The 19,048-nt window shown below is 63.9% G+C and carries 15 protein-coding genes; 2 read left to right on the top strand and 13 right to left on the bottom strand.

Annotated elements, in window-relative coordinates:
• Nucleotides 1-4: 4 nt before the first annotated feature.
• From alaS to cckA, 5 genes are all read right to left on the bottom strand, one after another.
• Nucleotides 5-2,659 (bottom strand): alanine--tRNA ligase, encoded by a 2,655-nt coding sequence (alaS, locus tag HB375_RS07900; protein WP_167672409.1) that lies wholly within the window; start codon nt 2,657-2,659, stop codon nt 5-7.
• A gap of 365 nt (nt 2,660-3,024) precedes the next feature.
• Nucleotides 3,025-4,119 (bottom strand): recombinase RecA, encoded by a 1,095-nt coding sequence (gene recA / locus HB375_RS07895; RefSeq protein WP_167672408.1) that lies wholly within the window; start codon nt 4,117-4,119, stop codon nt 3,025-3,027.
• Between the two features lie 186 nt (nt 4,120-4,305).
• Complete coding sequence (locus HB375_RS07890; RefSeq protein ID WP_167672407.1) at nt 4,306-4,770, bottom strand: SRPBCC family protein; 465 nt, start codon at nt 4,768-4,770, stop codon at nt 4,306-4,308.
• 100 nt (nt 4,771-4,870) lie between these two features.
• Nucleotides 4,871-5,602, bottom strand: coding sequence for a phosphatase PAP2 family protein (locus HB375_RS07885; RefSeq protein WP_167672406.1), 732 nt, complete (start codon nt 5,600-5,602; stop codon nt 4,871-4,873).
• A gap of 188 nt (nt 5,603-5,790) precedes the next feature.
• Nucleotides 5,791-8,328 carry a cell cycle histidine kinase CckA gene (gene cckA / locus HB375_RS07880; RefSeq protein WP_167672544.1) on the bottom strand — a complete coding sequence of 846 codons (2,538 nt, stop codon included), beginning with the start codon at nt 8,326-8,328 and terminating at the stop codon, nt 5,791-5,793.
• 372 nt (nt 8,329-8,700) lie between these two features.
• Here cckA and HB375_RS07875 point away from each other — a divergent pair, with 372 nt between their 5' ends.
• Nucleotides 8,701-9,843, top strand: a complete 1,143-nt coding sequence (locus HB375_RS07875) for a hypothetical protein (protein ID WP_343232370.1) — start codon at nt 8,701-8,703, stop codon at nt 9,841-9,843.
• 85 nt (nt 9,844-9,928) lie between these two features.
• Here HB375_RS07875 and dksA read toward each other — a convergent pair whose 3' ends face one another.
• The 8 genes from dksA to HB375_RS07835 form a co-directional block, all read right to left on the bottom strand.
• Nucleotides 9,929-10,348: an RNA polymerase-binding protein DksA gene (dksA, locus tag HB375_RS07870; protein WP_167672405.1), complete on the bottom strand. Its 420-nt coding sequence runs from the start codon at nt 10,346-10,348 to the stop codon at nt 9,929-9,931.
• A gap of 175 nt (nt 10,349-10,523) precedes the next feature.
• The gene (locus tag HB375_RS07865; RefSeq protein WP_167672404.1) at nt 10,524-11,552 is read right to left on the bottom strand and encodes a hypothetical protein; all 1,029 of its coding nucleotides are present in this window, start codon (nt 11,550-11,552) and stop codon (nt 10,524-10,526) included.
• Nucleotides 11,527-12,900 carry an MBOAT family O-acyltransferase gene (locus HB375_RS07860; protein ID WP_167672403.1) on the bottom strand — a complete coding sequence of 458 codons (1,374 nt, stop codon included), beginning with the start codon at nt 12,898-12,900 and terminating at the stop codon, nt 11,527-11,529. Before HB375_RS07860 ends, HB375_RS07865 begins: the two co-directional genes overlap by 26 nt.
• A 119-nt stretch (nt 12,901-13,019) precedes the next feature.
• Nucleotides 13,020-14,006 (bottom strand): YcjF family protein, encoded by a 987-nt coding sequence (locus HB375_RS07855; protein WP_167672402.1) that lies wholly within the window; start codon nt 14,004-14,006, stop codon nt 13,020-13,022.
• Entirely contained in the window at nt 14,003-15,451 is a 1,449-nt protein-coding gene (locus HB375_RS07850) for a YcjX family protein (RefSeq protein WP_167672401.1), read from the bottom strand. The genes HB375_RS07855 and HB375_RS07850 overlap by 4 nt, the downstream gene beginning before the upstream one ends.
• Before the next feature lie 72 nt (nt 15,452-15,523).
• The gene (locus tag HB375_RS07845; RefSeq protein WP_167672400.1) at nt 15,524-16,621 is read right to left on the bottom strand and encodes a hypothetical protein; all 1,098 of its coding nucleotides are present in this window, start codon (nt 16,619-16,621) and stop codon (nt 15,524-15,526) included.
• A 63-nt stretch (nt 16,622-16,684) separates the two neighbouring features.
• Nucleotides 16,685-17,218 carry a SixA phosphatase family protein gene (locus tag HB375_RS07840; RefSeq protein ID WP_246728384.1) on the bottom strand — a complete coding sequence of 178 codons (534 nt, stop codon included), beginning with the start codon at nt 17,216-17,218 and terminating at the stop codon, nt 16,685-16,687.
• Nucleotides 17,219-18,061, bottom strand: coding sequence for an AAA family ATPase (locus HB375_RS07835; protein ID WP_167672399.1), 843 nt, complete (start codon nt 18,059-18,061; stop codon nt 17,219-17,221).
• Between the two features lie 136 nt (nt 18,062-18,197).
• Between HB375_RS07835 and HB375_RS07830 the strand changes: the two genes are divergently transcribed.
• Nucleotides 18,198-19,025, top strand: a complete 828-nt coding sequence (locus HB375_RS07830; protein WP_167672398.1) for a COG3904 family protein — start codon at nt 18,198-18,200, stop codon at nt 19,023-19,025.
• Nucleotides 19,026-19,048 lie beyond the last annotated feature (23 nt).

Raw genomic sequence — 19,048 nt, 5'->3', positions numbered from 1 at the left:
TCCTTTAGGCGGCGGTTGAGAGCGCCGCTTCGATGGCCGCGAGCGCTGCCTCGGCCTGGGCCCCGTCGGGTCCGCCGGCCTGCGCCATGTCGCGGCGGCCTCCGCCGCCCTTGCCACCGAGTTTCTCGGAGCCGACGCGCACGAGCGAGACCGCATCGTATTTCGCGATCAGGTCTTCCGTGACGCCGACGACGATGCCCGCCTTGCCATCCTCACCCACGCCGACGATGGCGACGACGCCCGAGCCGATGCGCTTCTTGCCTTCATCGGCGAGGCTCTTCAGATCCTTCATCTCGACGCCGGTGACGGCGCGCGCCATGAGCTTGATGCCCGCGATTTCGCGCACCGGCTCTTCGCCGCCCGCAACCCCGCCGCCCATGGCGATCTTGCGGCGCGCGTCGGTGAGTTCGCGCTCCACTTTACGCTTTTCCTCGAGCAGCGCCGAGAGGCGCGCGGGCGCTTCATCGGCGGGGATTTTCAGAAGGCTCGCGATTTCGCGCAGGCGGCGACTTTCCTCGGTGAGGTGGTGACGCGCCACATCGCCCGTCATCGCTTCGAGACGGCGCACACCCGCGGCCACCGCGCCCTCGGCAAGGATCGTGATGAGGCCGATATCGCCCGTGCGGCTCACATGCGTGCCGCCGCAAAGTTCGACAGAGAACGTCTTGTTGCCGTCAGCCTTGCCCATGGACACGACGCGGACTTCCTCGCCGTATTTCTCACCGAACAACGCGCGCGCGCCGGATTCGATGGCTTCTTCCACGCCCATCAACTTGGTCACGACGGGCTCGTTCTGGAGCAGCACCTTGTTGGCGATCTCCTCGACCTTCGCCACTTCCTCATCGCTCATGGGCTTGGGATGGCTGAAGTCGAAGCGCAGGCGGTCGGGCGAGACGAGCGAGCCCTTTTGCGCCACGTGATCGCCGAGCACCTGACGCAGCGCTTCGTGCAGCAGGTGCGTTGCGGAGTGGTTGGAGCGGATCGCCGTGCGGCGCGCGTGATCCACGATCAGCTCCAGCGACTGGTTCAGCTTGAGCGTGCCATGCTCCACCATGACGTGGTGCACGAACAAATCGCCGAGCTTCTTCTCGGTGCCGGAAACGCGAAGGCGCGAGCCCTCGCCCTGCATGATGCCCGTATCGCCGACCTGGCCGCCGGATTCGCCATAGAACGGCGTCTGGTTGAGGACCACGAGGCCGGTTTCTCCAGCCTTGATCTCCTTGACCTCCTGGCCATCCTTGATCAGCGCCAGCACCACGCCCTCGGCGTTCTCGGTGTCGTAGCCCAAAAAGTCGGTCGCGCCGACGCGCTCCTTGATGCCGAACCACACGGTTTCCGTTGCCGCCTCGCCCGACCCGGACCACGCGGCGCGCGCCTTCTCGCGCTGGCGCTCCATGGCGGCGTCGAAGGCATCCGTATCGACGCCGATGCCGCGCGGCTTCAAGGCATCCTGCGTCAGATCGAGCGGGAAGCCGTAGGTGTCGTAGAGCGTGAACGCCGTCTCGCCGGAGAGCGACTGGCCCTTGGTGAGGTTGCGCGTTTCATCGTCGAGGATCGTCAGGCCGCGCTCCAGCGTCTTGCGGAAGCGGGTTTCCTCAAGCTTCAGCGTCTCGGTGATGAGCGACTCGGCGCGCACCAGCTCCGGATAGGCCTGCCCCATCTCGCGCACCAAAGCGGGCACGAGGCGGTACATCAATGGCTCCTTCGCGCCCAGAAGCTGCGCATGACGCATGGCGCGGCGCATGATGCGGCGAAGCACATAGCCACGGCCCTCGTTCGACGGCAGCACGCCATCGGCCACGAGGAAGCAGGACGTGCGCAGGTGGTCCGCGATCACCCGGTGCGAGGCCTTGCGGTCGCCTTCCGGCGCAACGCCGGTGGCGTGCGCCACGGCTTCGATGAGGGTGCGGAATAGGTCCGTGTCGTAGTTAGAATAGACGCCCTGCATGATCGCGGCGATGCGCTCCAGCCCCATGCCGGTGTCGATGGAGGGCTTGGGCAGCGGGATGCGATTGCCGGGCTCGATCTGCTCGTATTGCATGAACACGAGATTCCAGAATTCGAGGAAGCGGTCGCCATCCTCATCCGCAGAGCCGGGAGGGCCGCCCCAGAGCTTGTCGCCCTGGTCGATGAAGATTTCCGAGCACGGGCCGCAGGGGCCGGTATCGCCCATCTGCCAGAAGTTGTCCGAGGTCGGGATGCGGATGATCTTGGAATCAGAGAATCCGGCGATCTTCTTCCACAGGTTCGCCGCCTCGTCGTCGTCGTGATAGACGGTGACGAGCAGGCGCTCCTTCGTCAGGTCGAATTCCTTGGTGATCAGGTTCCAGGCGAGTTCAATCGCCCGTTCCTTGAAGTAATCGCCGAACGAGAAATTGCCCAGCATCTCGAAGAAGGTGTGGTGGCGCGCCGTGTAGCCCACATTGTCGAGATCGTTGTGCTTGCCGCCCGCGCGCACGCATTTCTGCGCCGTGGCTGCGCGGGAATACGGCCGCTTCTCGACGCCGGTGAAGACGTTTTTGAACTGCACCATGCCGGCGTTCGTGAACATCAGGGTCGGATCGTTGCGAGGCACAAGGGGGCTCGACGCCACGACCTCATGGCCGTTCTTGGCGTAGTAATCGAGGAAGGCCGACCGGATTTCGTTGACGCCGCTCATGAAACTCTAAGCTCAGGTAAAAGGCCGCGAGGCCCGAGAAAAGACATGGTGGAGGCCGGTTTTAGACGCCTGCAGGGGCGCTGTCGAGAAGACGTTTTGCGCCTTTCTTCGGATCCACGGGCAATGAAAAGCAACGGGAGACATGCTCTCTTGCCATCACCGGGCTTGTCCCGGTGATCCTGCCCCCTCAGCATTGAGGTCCCGGATCGGGATGGCCGGGCAAGCCCGGCCATTACCAGCAACGAAAAAACCGCCGCGATCGCTCGCGGCGGCCCTTGTTTGCCCTTGAAGGAGAGCAAGCATGACTGACTTAAACGACCCGGCGCGGACGACCGGTTGCGTCCTCCGCGTCGGTTGGGCCTGCCTTAATCGGCGGAACCCTCGTCGAGATCGTCAGCGGTCGGGGTGGCGTGTTCCAAGATGCGGTCGGCCAAGAGGCCGGCATTCTGGCGGATGAGGGCTTCGATCTTGCCCGCGACCTCGGGGTTGTCGCGCAGGAACTGCTTGGCGTTCTCGCGGCCCTGGCCGAGGCGCTGGCTGTCGTAAGAGAACCACGCGCCGGACTTTTCCACGATGCCGGCCTTCACGCCGAGGTCGACGAGTTCGCCGACCTTCGAGACGCCTTCGCCGAACATGATGTCGAACTCGACCTGCTTGAAGGGCGGCGCGACCTTGTTCTTGACCACCTTGACGCGGACCGAGTTGCCGATCGGGTCGTCGCGGTCCTTGAGCGTCGAGACGCGGCGGATGTCGAGGCGCACGGAGGCGTAGAACTTCAGCGCGTTGCCACCCGTCGTCGTTTCAGGGCTTCCATACATGACGCCGATCTTCATGCGGATCTGGTTGATGAAGATCACCATCGTCTTCGAGCGCGAAATCGAACCGGTGAGCTTGCGGAGCGCCTGGCTCATGAGGCGGGCCTGAAGGCCGGGCTGAACATCGCCCATCTCGCCGTCGAGCTCGGCCTTGGGCGTCAGCGCCGCGACCGAGTCGATCACGAGCACGTCGACCGCGCCGGAGCGCACGAGCGTGTCGGCGATTTCGAGCGCCTGCTCGCCCGTGTCGGGCTGCGAGATCAGAAGATCGTCGAGCGCCACACCGAGCTTGCGTGCATAGACCGGGTCGAGCGCGTGTTCCGCGTCCACGAAGGCGCAGATGCCGCCCTTCTTCTGGGCTTCGGCGATGGTGTGCAGGGCAAGCGTCGTCTTACCCGACGATTCCGGCCCGTAAATTTCGATGATGCGGCCGCGCGGCAGGCCGCCGACGCCGAGCGCGATGTCGAGGCCCAGCGACCCCGTCGAGACGGTTTCGATCTCCACCGGCTGCTGGTTCTTGCCCAGCCGCATGATCGAACCCTTGCCGAAGGCGCGTTCGATCTGGGAGAGCGCCGCGTCGAGAGCTTTCGACTTATCTTTATCCATTGATGAGCTTTCCACCAGTCTCAGAGAGGCCTGCGACATAACCAGACGTCCTTATGGCACGGAGGGCGATTGAGTCTCAACGCGGGTTGTTGATGCAATATGCGTACCCGATTTGTTCTTTGGCGCAAGTTCTTTTTTTGTTCCCTTCGCAAATAGGCGTTTTGCTTGGTTGTGCCCTGTGCATAACCCGCACGGTCTATCGCTCTCGCGGGGTGATTTTGAGGCTTAAGGGAAGGCGCCCTGCTTGGCCTGCCGCTTCGCGTAGTCTTCGAGGAGTTCCAGCTCGCGGGAGAAGATGCGCCGCAGCATGGCGGGCGCAAAAAGCCGCTCCATCAGTCCCGTGATGCCGCCCTGCGCATCCCAGACGGTGCGGAACTGCACCGTGCAGCCCTCGCCCTCGGGCGTGATCGTGGTCGTGGTCACGAGAGATGACAGCTGATCGCGCTCGACCAGAACGCGGCCCGGAACGGTCTCTTCGCATTTGTTCCGGAAATGCCGCACGTTGCCGGCGAACCGCCCCTTGAAGGAGATGACCGTACCGGTGCCGAATCCGCCCTCCTCGACGCGATAGTCGATGAACTCCTTCGGCAGGAACTGCCCATGGTGATTCTTGTAATCGGCGATGCAGAGATACACGACCTCGGAGGCCACCGGGATACGGCGCTGGGCCTCGGCAACGATGCTGGACATGGCGAAACTCTTGGCGGGACAAACCTTTGGGATCGAGGCAATCCATAAAACCGGCCCGCATTGATGTAAACGTTATTTCATTAATAAATCCGGGCCTCTCTCAGAGATGCCCCTTCAGGAGCAACTCGACGGCCTCGCGCCCGACCTTCCGAATATCGTCGAACAGGGTCACGATCTGGTAGGAGAAGATGAAGGCGCCGGCATAGAACAGCCCGGTGAAGCGGGATTCCAGCCGCAGCGCCGTGCCGACCAGCAATTTCTCGAGGCGCTGACTGTGGGTGAAGATAGAGCCCACGACGATCCCGATCATCGCTCCGCCGATGATGTCGCTAGCGTAGTGCCAACCGGCAAAGAGGCGCGGAAAGCTGACAACCAGAAGAGCCCACGCGAACGCGATGATCCCTCCGGGTCGTGACGCGCGATAAACGCAGATGGCGAGCGCGAAGGCGAGCGCTGCGTGGTCGCTGGGGAATGACCCCCACTTTTCCATGACGTCGTGATCGATGCCCAGCGGCCAGAGAAAGTCGAGATCCTCGGAATGAAGCGGCCTGGGGCGGGCGGGCAGCGCGTTCTGGACCATGCGGGCAACGCCGACCGCAACCATCATCGATACGAACGCGGCGATGACGGCGAGCTTGTCCTTGGGATGGTGGTTCTTGCGGAACCAGAGAAGCCACAGCCCGGAGACGAGTGGCAGGATCTTGACGGAACTCAGGTTGAGGAACCCGACGATGATCTTGTTGGCGAGCGGCGAAATCTGCCCCCACCCGCTCAATGTATGAAGCACCGCAGCGTCGAGACGGGAGAAAAAATCGAGAATTGTCTCGCCCATGCGCCTTCAGCTCCACCCGCGAAGCACGACGAGCCAGCGTGCGCAGCCGCCATCGAGGCTCCCGTCGCGCTGCGGCTCACCCGGTTTGGGGATCCGCCACACTCAAGGGTGTTAGTTTTATTGTGGGAAGGCGCGACGGCAATGGAGCCGGCTTGGCAAATCTGGGGAGGCCAAGGGGTCGCGGGGCGTTAGCGCCCCACGACCTGTTTCACCGTCTCCACCAACTGACGCAGGCTGAAGGGCTTGGGCAGGAAATTGAACTCTTCGCCTTCGGGCAGGTTCTTGCGGAAGGCGTCCTCCGCGTAACCGGAAACGAAGATCACCTTCAGGTCCGGATAGAGTTTGCGCAATTCGCCAAGCAGAGTCGGGCCGTCCATTTCCGGCATCACCACGTCTGACACCACGAGATCGACCGGGGCTCCTCTCTCCTCGATCACCTGCATCGCCTCGACGCCGGAGGCGGCCTCCAGCACCGTGTAGCCGCGCGCGGAGAGAGCGCGGGCGTTGACCGCGCGCACCGGGTCCTCGTCCTCCACCAGCAGGATGGTGCCCTGGCCGGTCATGTCGGCGGCGGGCTTCTTGACCGTCTCGGCCTTGGTCTCTTCAGGGATCTCCTCCGCGCCCGGAATGTAGCGGGGCAGATAGATGCGGAAGGTCGTGCCCTGCCCCACCTTCGAATCCACGTCGATGAAGCCGCCGGACTGTTTGACGATGCCGAACACCGTCGAGAGTCCCAGGCCCGTACCCTTGCCGACTTCCTTGGTGGTGAAGAAGGGCTCAAAAATCTTGCCCAGCACTTCGGGCGTGATGCCAGTGCCGGAATCCGCCACCTCGACCATCACGTAGTCGGCGGCGGGCATCCCGTTTACATTCAGGCGGGCCGCCTCGGCAGCGGCGACATTCGCCGTGCGGATGGTGAGCTTTCCGCCGTTCGGCATGGCATCGCGCGCGTTGACCGCGAGGTTCATCACCACCTGCTCGAACTGGTTCAGGTCCGCCTTCACGAACCACAGCTCGCGGCCATGGCTGAGATCGAAAGCGACCCGCTCGCCGAGCAGGCGCTTCAAGAGCATCGACAATTCATGCAGGCGGTCATTGAGGTTGAGCACCTCGGGACGAAGCGTCTGCCGCCGCGAGAAGGCCAAGAGCTGCCGCACGAGGCTCGCGGCGCGGTTGGCATTCTGCTTGATCTGCATGATGTCCTGGAAGGACGGGTCGGTCGGGCGGTGGTTGGCGAGCAGCAGATCGCTGTAGCCTATGATCGCTTGCAGCACGTTGTTGAAGTCGTGCGCGACGCCGCCCGCGAGCTGGCCGACCGCATTCATCTTCTGCGATTGGGCAAGCTGTTCTTCGACTTTGCGGAAATCCGTGGTGTCGAGGCCGTAGAGGATCGCTGTCTCGCCCTCCGCCCCCGTCTCGCCCACCGGCGTCACCCACACGCGGACCGCACCGCCAGCCTCACCCGCCGTTTGCAGTTCAAGCGGCTGGATGTCGCCCCGGTTCTCCGACGCTGCTTTGAGCGCGGCCTCGATCTGCCCCCGGTCAGTGTCCTGGAACGCATCGAGGATGGAGGGCCCTTCACCGCCCTCGCCCGTGCGCGGCAGGGTCACGAACAGGCGCGTGAACGGCGCATTCGCCTGCACCACGCGACCCGTCTTGTTCACGGTCGCAATCGCGATGGGCGTGTTGTTGAAGAAGCGGGCAAAGCGCACCTCCGCCGCGCGCTGGCCCTCGTCCACCTCGACGCCGGGAGAGCGGTTGAGCACGAGCGTGCGGGAGGCGCCCATGCGCCCGTCCTGCCCGAAGGCGATGCGATGATAGAGCCGCACCGGTAGGAACTGGCCGCTGCGGCGGCGCAGGTCGAGATCGAAGGTTTCCGTGCGCACGCTGCCCGGCTCGCCGGAGAACGAGATCATCATCGCCACGACGTTGCGCGGCAGGATATCGGCAAGCGCGAGCCCGCCCGAGCCGACCTGGGCGAGATCGTAGTCGAGCCAGGAGGCAAGCGTGGCGTTGAGATAAATGATCGCGCCGTTGGGATCGATGGAGAGGAAGCCTGCGGGCGCGTGGTCGAGATAGTCGATGGCGTGCTGGAGTTCCTGGAAGACGTTCTCCTGCCGCTCGCGCTCATGCGTCACCTCGGCGATGGTCCAGAGCGCCGATTGGCGGCCGCCCGGGCGCGGCAGGGGCCGCACGCGCACGCGGTACCAGCCAAATTCCTGTGCGCCGTCGAGCGATGGTGAGAGGCGGATTTCTTCCGCCCCCATCCGGTGCTCGCGGGCGGACTGGGCCAGGCGATAGATCGCCTCGGACACCTCCGGTGCGCCGGTGAACAGCCGCTCGACCGCCCGGACGTCGCCGCTGCTGCTCAGCCCCGCAAGGGAGACGTAGCTCTCATTGGCATAAACGACGCGCCCATCGTCCTCGACCACCACGAGCCCCTCGCCCGCCGTATCGGCCATAATCTTGGTAATATCGTTGCGCGCCTCATGCCCGGCGAAGTGGACGACGCCGATGGCGATGGCAAAGAGGAAGAACACGCCGGCCATGGCGAACAGGGCCAGAAGCGCCAGAATCAGCGGCTGGGCCTGCTCGTTGCCGAGGAAGCGCAGGCTGAGGATCGCGCCGACGAGGAGCAAGGCCAGAAGCAGCACCAGCCCGATATGGCCCGGCCGCTCGGAACGGTCGATCGTCGAAGCCTTCGGCATTTCGCCCTCGTGAGCCATCGAAATCCAGTATCCCCAAGGAATGGCGGCAGCTGTACCGTACCGCCCAGGCTGCGGAACCATGCACCGACGCATGGCGATTTCCGCGACAATAGGTGGAATTTATTGATCGACCTCTAAGGTTGCATCAAGAGGCGTGACACCGGTTCCGTCCGCTTCCTTGTGGTTGACCCTGCTAAAGCCACATTCTGTCCTGTAGTAGGGGTCCCGCGGCCTCGCCTGAGGCCGGATTCGGGCGTTTTCCCGGCTTCGCCATCCACAGTTGGAGGCCAGCGTTAACCATCTGTTAACCTTGCCACTCGCCTTGCGGCTCGATGTGGTACAGAAAAATGGAACAGGCTGGAAGGCCTCCACAATGTTTGAGAGTCCATCGTGTTAGCTCAATTTGGCATCGAACGAGCGGCCCAATACCTGATCGCCTTTGCGATCATCCTGGCCCTCGTCGCGCTTTTTGGTCTTGTCCTGCGCAAACTGACGGGCGCGCGCCTCATGCTGTCCGGCCAGGACCGGGCCCGCAGCCGGCAGCCGCGCCTGGGCGTGGTCGACATCTACGATCTCGACCGTCAGCGCCAGCTCGTGCTCCTGCGCCGGGACAACGTGGAGCACCTGCTCCTCATCGGCGGCCTGAACGACGTGGTGATCGAGACCAATATCGTCCGCGTGGCCGGCGCTCGCCTGGCCCCGACCGCCGGCGAACCTGGCATGGAGCGGTTCGAGCCGGCTCTCGAGGCCCCGCGCCCGCAGGTCGAGCCGTCGGGCCGTCCGTCCATCGAAACACAGCTTGCGGCCCAGCTCGGCGCCTTCATCAAGCGCCCGTCGGAGGAATCCGACAGCGAGGAGGAATTGTCTCCCGTCGCTTCAATCACCGCGCCGTTGCCGGTCCATGCCGAGCCCGCGCTCAAGCCGGACGTGGTCACCCTTGCTCATCCGGCGGCAGCGGCCCCGGCGGGTATCCCTGGGCTGCGCGCCGAGGCCAGGGCACCTTCTTTCCCGAGCGCGCCTGCCGCGCCGGAGCCTATCTTCCCGCGTGCGGAGCCACGCTTCACGCCGCCTCCTCCGCCTCCGCAGCCGTCTTTCCGGGCTCCTCCCCCACCGCCTCCGCCGCCGGTCGTGCCGGAAGTGGTCCGCGTGCCCGAGCCCCCGCCGGTTGAAAAGGTGACGCCCGACGCGGCAATCCTCTCAGACATGGCCAAGCAGCTCGAAGAGGCCCTGAAGCGCCCCGCGACCCCGGTGACCCCCGAGCCGGTCCGCGCGCCGGAGCCCATCGACGAGGACGAGCTTCTCGAGCCGGCCCCGGCTGCTCCCGCGCATAAGGTCGAGTTCGAGGAAGAGGATCTCGTCAGCGAGCCCGAACCGGTTGTCCAGGCTCCGCTGTCTCCGGTCCAGCCGAAAGCGGCCGAGCCTGCCGCGCCCGCGCCAGCCAAGAAGGCGGCCGATCCGTTCTCCGTCGAGGAGATCGAAGCGGAATTCGCCCGCCTGCTCGGCCGGCCCATGGAACCCGGCAAGAAGGAGTAAGGTCGAAAGGCCCCTCCTCGGCACCAACAAAAAGGGCTCCGTCACCGGAGCCCTTTCGCTTTTCTAGGAGAGGATTCTTGTCGTTCTAGTCGTCGCGATAGACGCGTTCGTTGCGCTCGTGACGTTCCTGGGCTTCCAGCGACAGGGTCGCGATGGGGCGGGCTTCGAGCCGCTTGAGGGAAATCGGATCGCCGGTTTCCTCACAATAGCCGTAGGAGCCGTCATCGATCCGCGCGAGGGCGGCGTCGATCTTGGCGATGAGCTTACGCTGACGGTCGCGGGCGCGAAGCTCGATGGCGCGGTCGGTTTCGGAGGAGGCGCGATCCGCGAGATCGGGGTGATTCTCGTTCTCGCTCTGCAAGGTCGCCAGGGTTTCCTGAGCTTCCCTGAGAATATCGCCTTTCCACCTGATAAGCTTTCGCCTGAAATACTCCCGCTGCCGTTCATTCATGAAGGGCTCGTCCTCAGTCGGTCGATAACCCTCATCGATTACGATGTCTGTCATGTTCGGCCGTTCTATCCCCGATGAACCGTGCGGCCCGTATATAGTGTACCGAAGCCGCCGACAACGCACTTCAGCGTCACCGTTTTGTCTAATAAGACCAGATACTTCGCCATTCGGCTGTTACGAAACAAGGAAACAGCCGAAAATAGAACTATTTGCCGCACCCGGTTGAAATTCAACGCAGCCGACGCAGCGCCTCGGATACATCCGCCTCCATCGCCCTCGCGATGGGGTGCCGGTAGTGCATCATGTCGAAGAAAAGCTCGGGATCGCGATTTTCGGGCCGGTCGACGCGCCAATCCACCACCGCCGTCTTGCCGTGGACCTGCGCGACGGAAGCCGCGGCGGTCTTGCAGGCCCGGTCGATGAAGGCGGCCTCGGTGTTGGGCAGCGGCATCAGGTTCTTGTAGGCGGGTGGCATGATGAGGACGAGTGGTGTGTCTTTCGGCAGCGACAGGGCGATGTCCTTCAGCCGCTCGATGGCCGGAAATTGCCGCCTGCCCTCCATCGGGTCGCGCTCCAGGCGCGGATCCTTAGCGTGGGGTGTCTGCTCAAGCCGCTTCCGGATCTCCGGCTTCGTCGTGTAGCCGAGGCGGATGTATTCGGGCTCATAGTCCCAATAGCCGTCCGGGCGCGCGCGCTCCGCCTTCTTGCCGAACACATAGGTGAAGCGGCGCGGCATCTCCTCCAGAATGTCGTAGCGCACGAGGCCGCGCGCATATTCCAGCGGGTCGGTGCTGTAGAGCCAGAACGGAAACGGTTTGTCGTTCGGCAAGGCCGGATCGGACGTGCACCAGAGATCGTCGACACTCACCACCAGCGCCTTCGGTGGCTCTTGGCGATGGCGCAGGAACCACTCGATCAGCGTCAGATGCTCCTTCGGACCCGAGCCCGGCACCGAGAGCTGGACGAAATTGAGCCCGGTCGCCTCATTCAGCTTCTCGGGCGAGAGCATCTGGATGCGCGAATTGCCCGAGATCATGGCGTTGAAGACGGGATCGCGGCCCCGGCTCGGATTGGCCGTGCGCGGTCCCTGCGGCCGCACGCCCGCCTTGGAGAACAGAGGCGAGCGCCCGGTGTCATAGGGATCGACCACATAGGCCAGACCGACGATGGCGCTGACGATGACAGCCGTCGCGGCCAGAAGCGTGATCGAGAAACCCCGCCAGGATGTGGACTTAGAACTGGAAGTAGATGAATTCATAGTTCGCATCGTCACCGATTTTGAACAGCACGACCGTGAAGAGAACCGCGAAAGCAATCGCGACCCAACGATTCGCGGGCAGCTTGTGTATCACGGTCCAGGAGGTCGGGCCGATCATCGAAATCGCCGCGGCCAGCACGAGCGCGCGCCACTTGATATTGAAGCCCTCCGCGCCGAAGCCGAACAGCCCCTTGTACATGTGCGCTGCCACCTCGAAGCTGCCGGAGCGGAAAATAAGCAACGTCAACACGAAGAAGGTGAAGGTCAAAGCCCAACCGAGGATACTCGGCATGGTGAGCCCCGCCTTGCGCCACAGCACTGCGGCGCTCAGGCCCACGCCATGCAGCGCGCCCCACACCACGAAGGTCCAGCCCGCGCCGTGCCACAGTCCGCCAAGCGCCATCGTCGCCGTCAGCGCGGCAAGCTGGATGACCAAGCCTTTCCGGCTGCCGCCGAGCGCGATGTAGAGGTAGTCGCGCAAGAAACGCGAGAGGGTCATGTGCCAGCGCCGCCAGAAATCCTGCAGCGACGTGGCGCGATACGGCGCATCGAAGTTTTGGGGCAGCACAACGCCGAACATCAGCGCTATGCCGAGCGCCATGTCGGTGTAGCCGGAGAAGTCGAAATAGACCTGGAAGGTGAAGCCCAACGCGCCTTGCAGTGCCTCGCCCACGCCAATCGGGCCGCCGGTCTGCGCGATCTGAAAAATGGCGTTGGTGTAGTCCGCCAGCTGGTCGCCCAGAAACACCTTCTTGGCGAGGCCGACGACGAGGAGCATCAGGCCGCGCGCGAAACGTTCTTCCGCGTCGGGGCGTTGATAAGGCCGCTCCTCAAACTGGTGCATGATCTCGCTCCAGCGCACCAGGGGCCCTGCGAGAACCTGCGGGAAGAAGGCGATGTAAAGGCCATAGCGGACGAGATCGTAGCGAGGCGCTTTGCCCTTCTTCAAATCCGTCAAATACATGATGTGATGGAAGGTGAAGAAGGAGATGCCGAGCGGCAGCGCTAGGTCCCAGTGAGACGCCTGCAGGCCCGGAATCAGGTTCGCCATGTCAGCGAAGAAATTGAAATATTTGAAGATCGCCAGAACGATCAGGTTCGCAGTGATCGCAAGCGGGATCAGAATATCCCGCCCCGAGCGCATGAAGGCTTCAGCCACAAACCAATTGATCACCACCGAAGCGACGAGCAGCGGTGCAAAACGCCAATCCCAATAGCTGTAGAAACCCAGCGACAGAAGCAGCAGCACCGGCAGCCGCCAGTCGGGGCGGAACCGCTCGACGAGCCAGTGCACAAGAAGCGCAATCGGCAGAAAGCCGCACAGGAAGATGAACGAGTTGAAGAGCATCGCCGAACGTCCTTGAACGGCGCGTCACGCTCCCCTGCGCGCCTTGAAGGGCGTCCTTGTGCGGGAATGAATGCCGCACGTCAACTTTTGAAACAGCAAAGCGTTGCCGTGGCAGACTCTCAAACCGCTGCCGATTCCGCCCGTTTCGCCAGTTCTCCGGCAACGTCGGCGATTTTCGGCGGCTCCTCGCGGATGAAGGGCAGCGGGCGGCAGACGGAGAGTGCCGCCAAACCGAATCGGGCGGTCATCAGGCCGTTCAGCACCCCCTCCCCCAGTTTCGCGGAAATGCGGGCGGCAAGCCCGAGGCCCAGCACCTGCTGCATGAGGCTGTCGCCCACCGCCATGCCGCCGGTGACGGCGAGATGATTGAAGGCGGCTTTCGCGAGTCGCAGGAACCCGAAGAGCCCTGGCCGCCCGCCATAAATCCGCGCCAGCGTCCGCAGCAGACGCACGGCGGCGAAGATCACGAACGCCACGTCGACGATGGCGCGCGGGCTCACCGCCGTGACCAGTGAGACCTGTTTCGCCGCCGCCGCGATGGCGCGCTTGGCCTGCGCATCGAGGGGAGCCAGAAGCTCGCGCTCGGCAATCGCAAGGCGGTCATCGGCGTCGATGATCTCGTCCGAAAGACCTTTGAGCCGCGCACTTCCCTGCACGGCGCTGGCTCTCCCGCCATAAAGGTCGACAAGATCGGCCACGATGCCCTTGGCGGCCTTGTGGTCCTTGACGGAGAGCGCGTCGACGGTGGCTTCACGCAGACGCTCGATCTTCTTCTCCCGCCAGATGCCTAAAAATTCGCGGCCGATGATGACCGCAAACGCCAGCGCCGCGATGGCGGTGAGCGCCAGCGCCACCCAGCCGAGCCAGGGTGCAACGGCGTAAAGATCGACGATCAGCCTTTCGATGCCGAGGCCTAAGCCCAGCACGATCAACCCTGAGAGGGCCGAGAGCAGAATGCCGACCCACGGGGCGCGGCGTTTCTCGCCCATTGGCACGACGATGCCATCGGCGGCCTCGATGGCGTCGAAAGGTTCTTCCGTCACTTGGATCGCGCCGCTTTCCACATTCGGATCGTCGAGGCGGAAGGCGCGGGGTCGGCGGGTCATGCGAAACGGTCCCCCAGCAGGAATTCAAGGGCGCGGTCGAGGCGGATATGGGGCATCTTGGCCATGCGGGCCGCCGCATCGACGGCAAGTTTTGGCGGCCTGAAACGCGGGAAGCGAAGTGAGCCCGGCGGCACCGCGCCCTGAAAGACCTCTTCCGCCGTCTCCGGCAATTCGCCGGGAAAGATTGCCGCCTCGGCCTCGCCGTCGAAAACCTCATCCCCGACACGCTCGCCCGCTTCGGGCGTGCCCGCCACCGCGCGCAAGGTCTCGCGCCCTTCGCGGATCGTGGTTTCGCGCGTCGCGCGCACCGAAGCCAGCGCCACCGTGCCGACACGCGCGCCGGCCGCCTCCGTGCGCCGTGCGGCGCGGTTCACGAGAAGACGCAGGATCGCATCGAGTCTGTCATGATCCGTGTGGTGGATGTGGTCGGCCTTGGTCGCGGCAAACAGAACCCTATCGGCGCGCGGCGAAAAGAGCCGCGACATGAGGGTGTTGCGCCCGATGCGAAAAGCCATGAGCACCTGATCAAGCGCTTCTTCCAGTTCCGCCAACGCAGCAGGCCCGGCATCGATGGCGGCGAGCACGTCCACCAGCACGATCTGCCGGTCGATGCGCTGAAAGTGATCGCGAAAGAACGGCTTCACCACATGGGTCTTGTAGGCCTCGAACCGCCGCTCCATGAGCGCCGCGAAACTCCCTGGCGCGATGGGTTGGCCAGATGGCAGATCGAGCGGCGCGAAGGTCAGAGCGGGCGAACCGGCAAGGTCGCCCGGCATGAGGAACCGCCCCGGCGGGGTCGTCGCCACCGCCTCTTCGCCAGCACGCAATGCGGTGAGGTATTCCTTGAAGGAGTCACTCGCTTTCGCCGCCAGAACCTCGTCGGCGGGGCCTGCGGGATCGAAGGTTTTCAGAGCCGCGTGCCACGGCCCGGCGACGCGGGCACGGTCGCCGCGATAGCTCGCCTCGATGGTCTGCTTCGACCATTGCGCATAACCCGCCTCCAGCAGCGCCAGATCGAGCAGCCATTCGCCGGGATAATCCACGATGTCGAGGGCGAGCGACGCGGTCCCCGTGCGCCAGCCGGTCTTGCGCTCGTATTCGATATCGACGCGCAGCTCGCTGATGCGGCTGGTGGAAAGCGGCCAGCGGCGGCCTTCGGTCAGCGCCGCCATGTGCTCTTCGTACGGAAAGCGGGGAATCGCATCATCCGGCTGATGCGCCAGATGCGCCCGCCTGATGCGCCCCTCGGCGGAGGCGCGAAAGGCCGGAAGGTTCGTGCCGCGCGTCAGATGATGCACCAAAGCCGTCGTGAACACCGTCTTGCCGGAGCGCGCGAGGCCCGTCACGCCGAGGCGCAGCGAAGGCTGGATCAACTGTCCGGAGGCTTCCCACAGCGATTGCGCGGCTGATCCGGCGCGGGAAGCGAGGTCGGTGATCACGGACACGACAATAAACCTGTTCTCTCAAGCCACGCTTGAAGGTGGGGCCTGACCGGCAGGCGCGCAAGACGAAGGCCGTCAATCCTGCGCCGTCCTGGTCTTCGCCTCAGCCTCGGCCTTGCGGGCTACATGCTGGATCGCCCTGTCCACAAGATCGGAACTCGCACGCAGAAGCCCAAGCTCGAAGCCCGACATGGCGAGCATGACCGGGCTCAAGTTCGGCAAAGGCGTGCCGTCATCCGCAAAAAGCTTGAGATCGTCGGTCGGCCCGATGCCGAGGCCCTCCACGATGGCGTTGGCATAGTTGCGCAGGCGCTGCTCATCCGGCGCGCAGGTCGGGACGGCCTCGGCGACCTTGACCGGGGGCTTCGGACGCGGCGTCGGCAAGGGTGGCGGCGTTTGAGCCACCGGCCTCGCTTGAGGCTGCGCCCTCGCCTGCCGCAAAGACCGCGGTTGCTGCGGAGGCAGCCTTCGATGCTCGCCCATGCCCTCCGCGATATCCGGCACATGATATTCCGGCAGGTGCGCCAGCGGCACGACCGACACGCGTGGCGGTGCTGGGCGGGCTGGTCGCGCCGGCGGTGTCGGCAGCGATGCCCCCGAAATCTTGGCCACCGCGCTCGTCTGGGTCACCTGACCGATACGATGGGAGGCGAGATAGCGCGCCCGCAGCGTATTGCCGATGCCGTTCACCGCCAACGATGCGAGGCCGCCGATGCTTGTGGCGACGCCGCATTCCGGCGGGGCCCAGCGCCGCACGATGTCGAGGGCGGATTTTCGCCTGAACTGAAGATAATAGCGCCGTAGCAGGGCGACCGCCGCATTCGCCCCCTGATCGGCAGAGGCGAAGCCCACATGCCCGTCCTTGTCGGTGGCGATCTCGCCATCCCACCGGGCGCTCTTGATGCACCAATAGTTGTTGAGCTTGACGCAGCGCGTCACGAAAGGCCGTTCGAGACTGAGGAGCGAGGCCAGAAGCGCGACCGGCTTCGGCTCCAGCGCCTCGGCGGCCTCGAGCCGCCAGTTCGTCACTGCACGATTCTCGGCCTCATAGCGCACCGGAAACGCCCGCACCCCCTCACCGGGCGGAGGCGCATCTTGACCCCGCCGGACCGGCTCGCCTGGCAGAGCGGCGCGCAGTGCGAGCAGCAGCGCAAGGAAGGTTTGGGGCGTCATGACGCAACCTGGACTCCCTCGTCGGAGCGTTCAGGCAGAACGACGCTCACCCCGAAAGGTTCGCTAATCGTCCTCGTCGGAGCCCAAGGATTTCGGCGTCACGAAGCGCTCGAGGCGGCCCTGCCGCGCTCCGATCTCGGCCCATTTCCCATGGGCAAAGTCGATCACCGCGAGGCCGGCGGTCGGATATTTCAGCGCGATGCGGTGAACGTTATCCCTCTCGCCATGGCCGATGAGAAACGTCGCGAGGTCCTCGAAGCCGGGATTGTGGCCGATCATCAGCACGTCGTGGAACTCAGGCTCCACCGCGTGCAGGACCTTGAGAAGCGTGGCGACGGGAGCCTCATAGATGCGCCGCTCACGACGGATCTCCGGTTCTCCTCCCACATGAGGCTCGACGAATGTCCAGGTCTGTTCCGTGCGCTTCGACGGGGACAACAGCACGAGATCGGGCCGCAGCTTCTCGTGTTTCAGATATTTCCCCATCAACGTCGCCGCCTCCTGCCCGCGCCTGGCAAGCGGCCTGTCGAAATCGAGCAGGCCCGGCGGCCTATCGGACTTGGCGTGGCGAAGGAGAAGCAGACGACGCATGGCCATTCAGCGCTCCCGCCGCGCGATAAAAGCGAGCTTTTCAAACAGGCTCACATCCTGCTCGTTCTTCAAAAGCGCTCCATGAAGCGGCGGGATGAGCTTTCGCGTGTCGCGCTCGCGCAATTGCTCGGGGCCGATATCCTCGGAGACGAGAAGCTTGAGCCAATCGAGCAGTTCGGAGGTCGAAGGCTTTTTCTTCAAGCTCGGCACCTCGCGGACATCGAAAAAGATCTTCAAAGCCTCCTCGATCAGGCGACGCTTGATGCCGGGATAATGCACCTCGACGATCTGGGCCATTGTCTCCGCATCCGGAAACTTGATGTAATGGAAGAAGCAGCGGCGCAAAAAGGCGTCCGGCAATTCCTTCTCGTTGTTGGAGGTGATGACGACGATGGGCCGCCTCAAAGCCCTCACCGTCTCGCCAGTCTCGTAGACGTGGAACTCCATGCGGTCGAGTTCGAGCAGCAGATCGTTCGGAAACTCGATATCCGCCTTGTCGATCTCGTCGATGAGCAGCACCGGCCGCGCCTCGGACGCAAACGCCTCCCACAGCTTGCCGCGCTTGATGTAGTTGCGGATGTCGGACACACGGCTGTCGCCGAGCTGGCTGTCGCGCAGGCGCGACACCGCGTCGTATTCATAAAGTCCCTGCTGGGCCTTGGTGGTGGACTTGATGTGCCAGGTCAGAAGCGGCGCGTTGAGAGCCTTGGCGATTTCCTCCGCCAGCACCGATTTGCCGGTGCCGGGCTCGCCCTTCACTAGAAGCGGACGCTCCAGCACAATCGCCGCATTGACGGCCACCGTCAGGTCTTCGGTCGCCACATATGTTTCCGTGCCCTCAAAGCGCATCAAGCGGTTCCTCTCTCATGGCCCGTGAAGATGCGGAAAGAGCGCGGTCGGGACAAGTCAGTTTCGTCGATTGAAACACTCTTTCATTTCTCTTTGTCTTGGACCAGCATGAGGCGACCGTTTCGGAATGGTGTCCATGCCCTTTTTGCTGTTTGCGTTTGTAGTCGCCTTTCTCGTCCTTGCGTCCGGCAACGCCCAGGCTCAGGACGACAAAGGAAAAGACGATCGCCGCCGCGAGCTGACCTTCACCGCTCTCGATACGTCCTCGATCTGCGATGATTGCAGCATCGTGCAGGTCTCCGGCACCTTCAGCAAGAACACGACCAAGGCCTATTACGACTTCGTCTGGCGCGGCCGGTTCAAGAAGAAGGTCTATTTCATCTTCGATTCGCCCGGCGGCAGCATGACGGCGGCGGGGAAGCTCGGGGAAACCCTGCGAATCCTGAAAGCCAAGACGATCGTCGGACGTGCCGTCATCCGCAACGGCGAGGTTGAGATCGATCCCGGCACGTGCGCCTCGGCCTGTGTCGTCGCCTATGTTGGCGGCACCACCCGCAGCATGCCGAAGGATTCCAGATTGGGCGTTCATAGTTGGATGCCTGACTTCCTGCTCAAGCAAGAGAACGGCCAAGAGAACAGCAAGGAAAAGAAATCGGAATCCAAGCCGATGGACCAGAACAGCGTGGAGGGCCTCCATCGCTTTACTGCCGCTTATCTGAGACATCTTGATACGATGGGCGTGGACCTGCGCCTTGCGGTGCTGGCCTTGGCGACGCCCTATCGCAGCATCGCATGGGTTAGTCCGCGCAATCAAAGCCTGTGGAGCGTTGTGACGATCGATTCCGCCCTCAGCACGCCGTCGGACCGGCAGCGACCCGTGCTTTTTCTTGAAAAAACAACACCGCCGGTTGCAGCCGAGAAGCCCGGCACCCCTCGTCGCAACCCCGAAAGGGCGTCTCTTTGAGGAGAGCCATCGGCGGCGAAGGC

Source organism: Microvirga terricola, assembly GCF_011777495.1.
Taxonomy (GTDB): domain Bacteria; phylum Pseudomonadota; class Alphaproteobacteria; order Rhizobiales; family Beijerinckiaceae; genus Microvirga; species Microvirga terricola.
The sequence above is the reverse complement of the archived record's forward strand: the minus strand, read 5'-3'. Positions and strand labels throughout refer to the sequence as shown.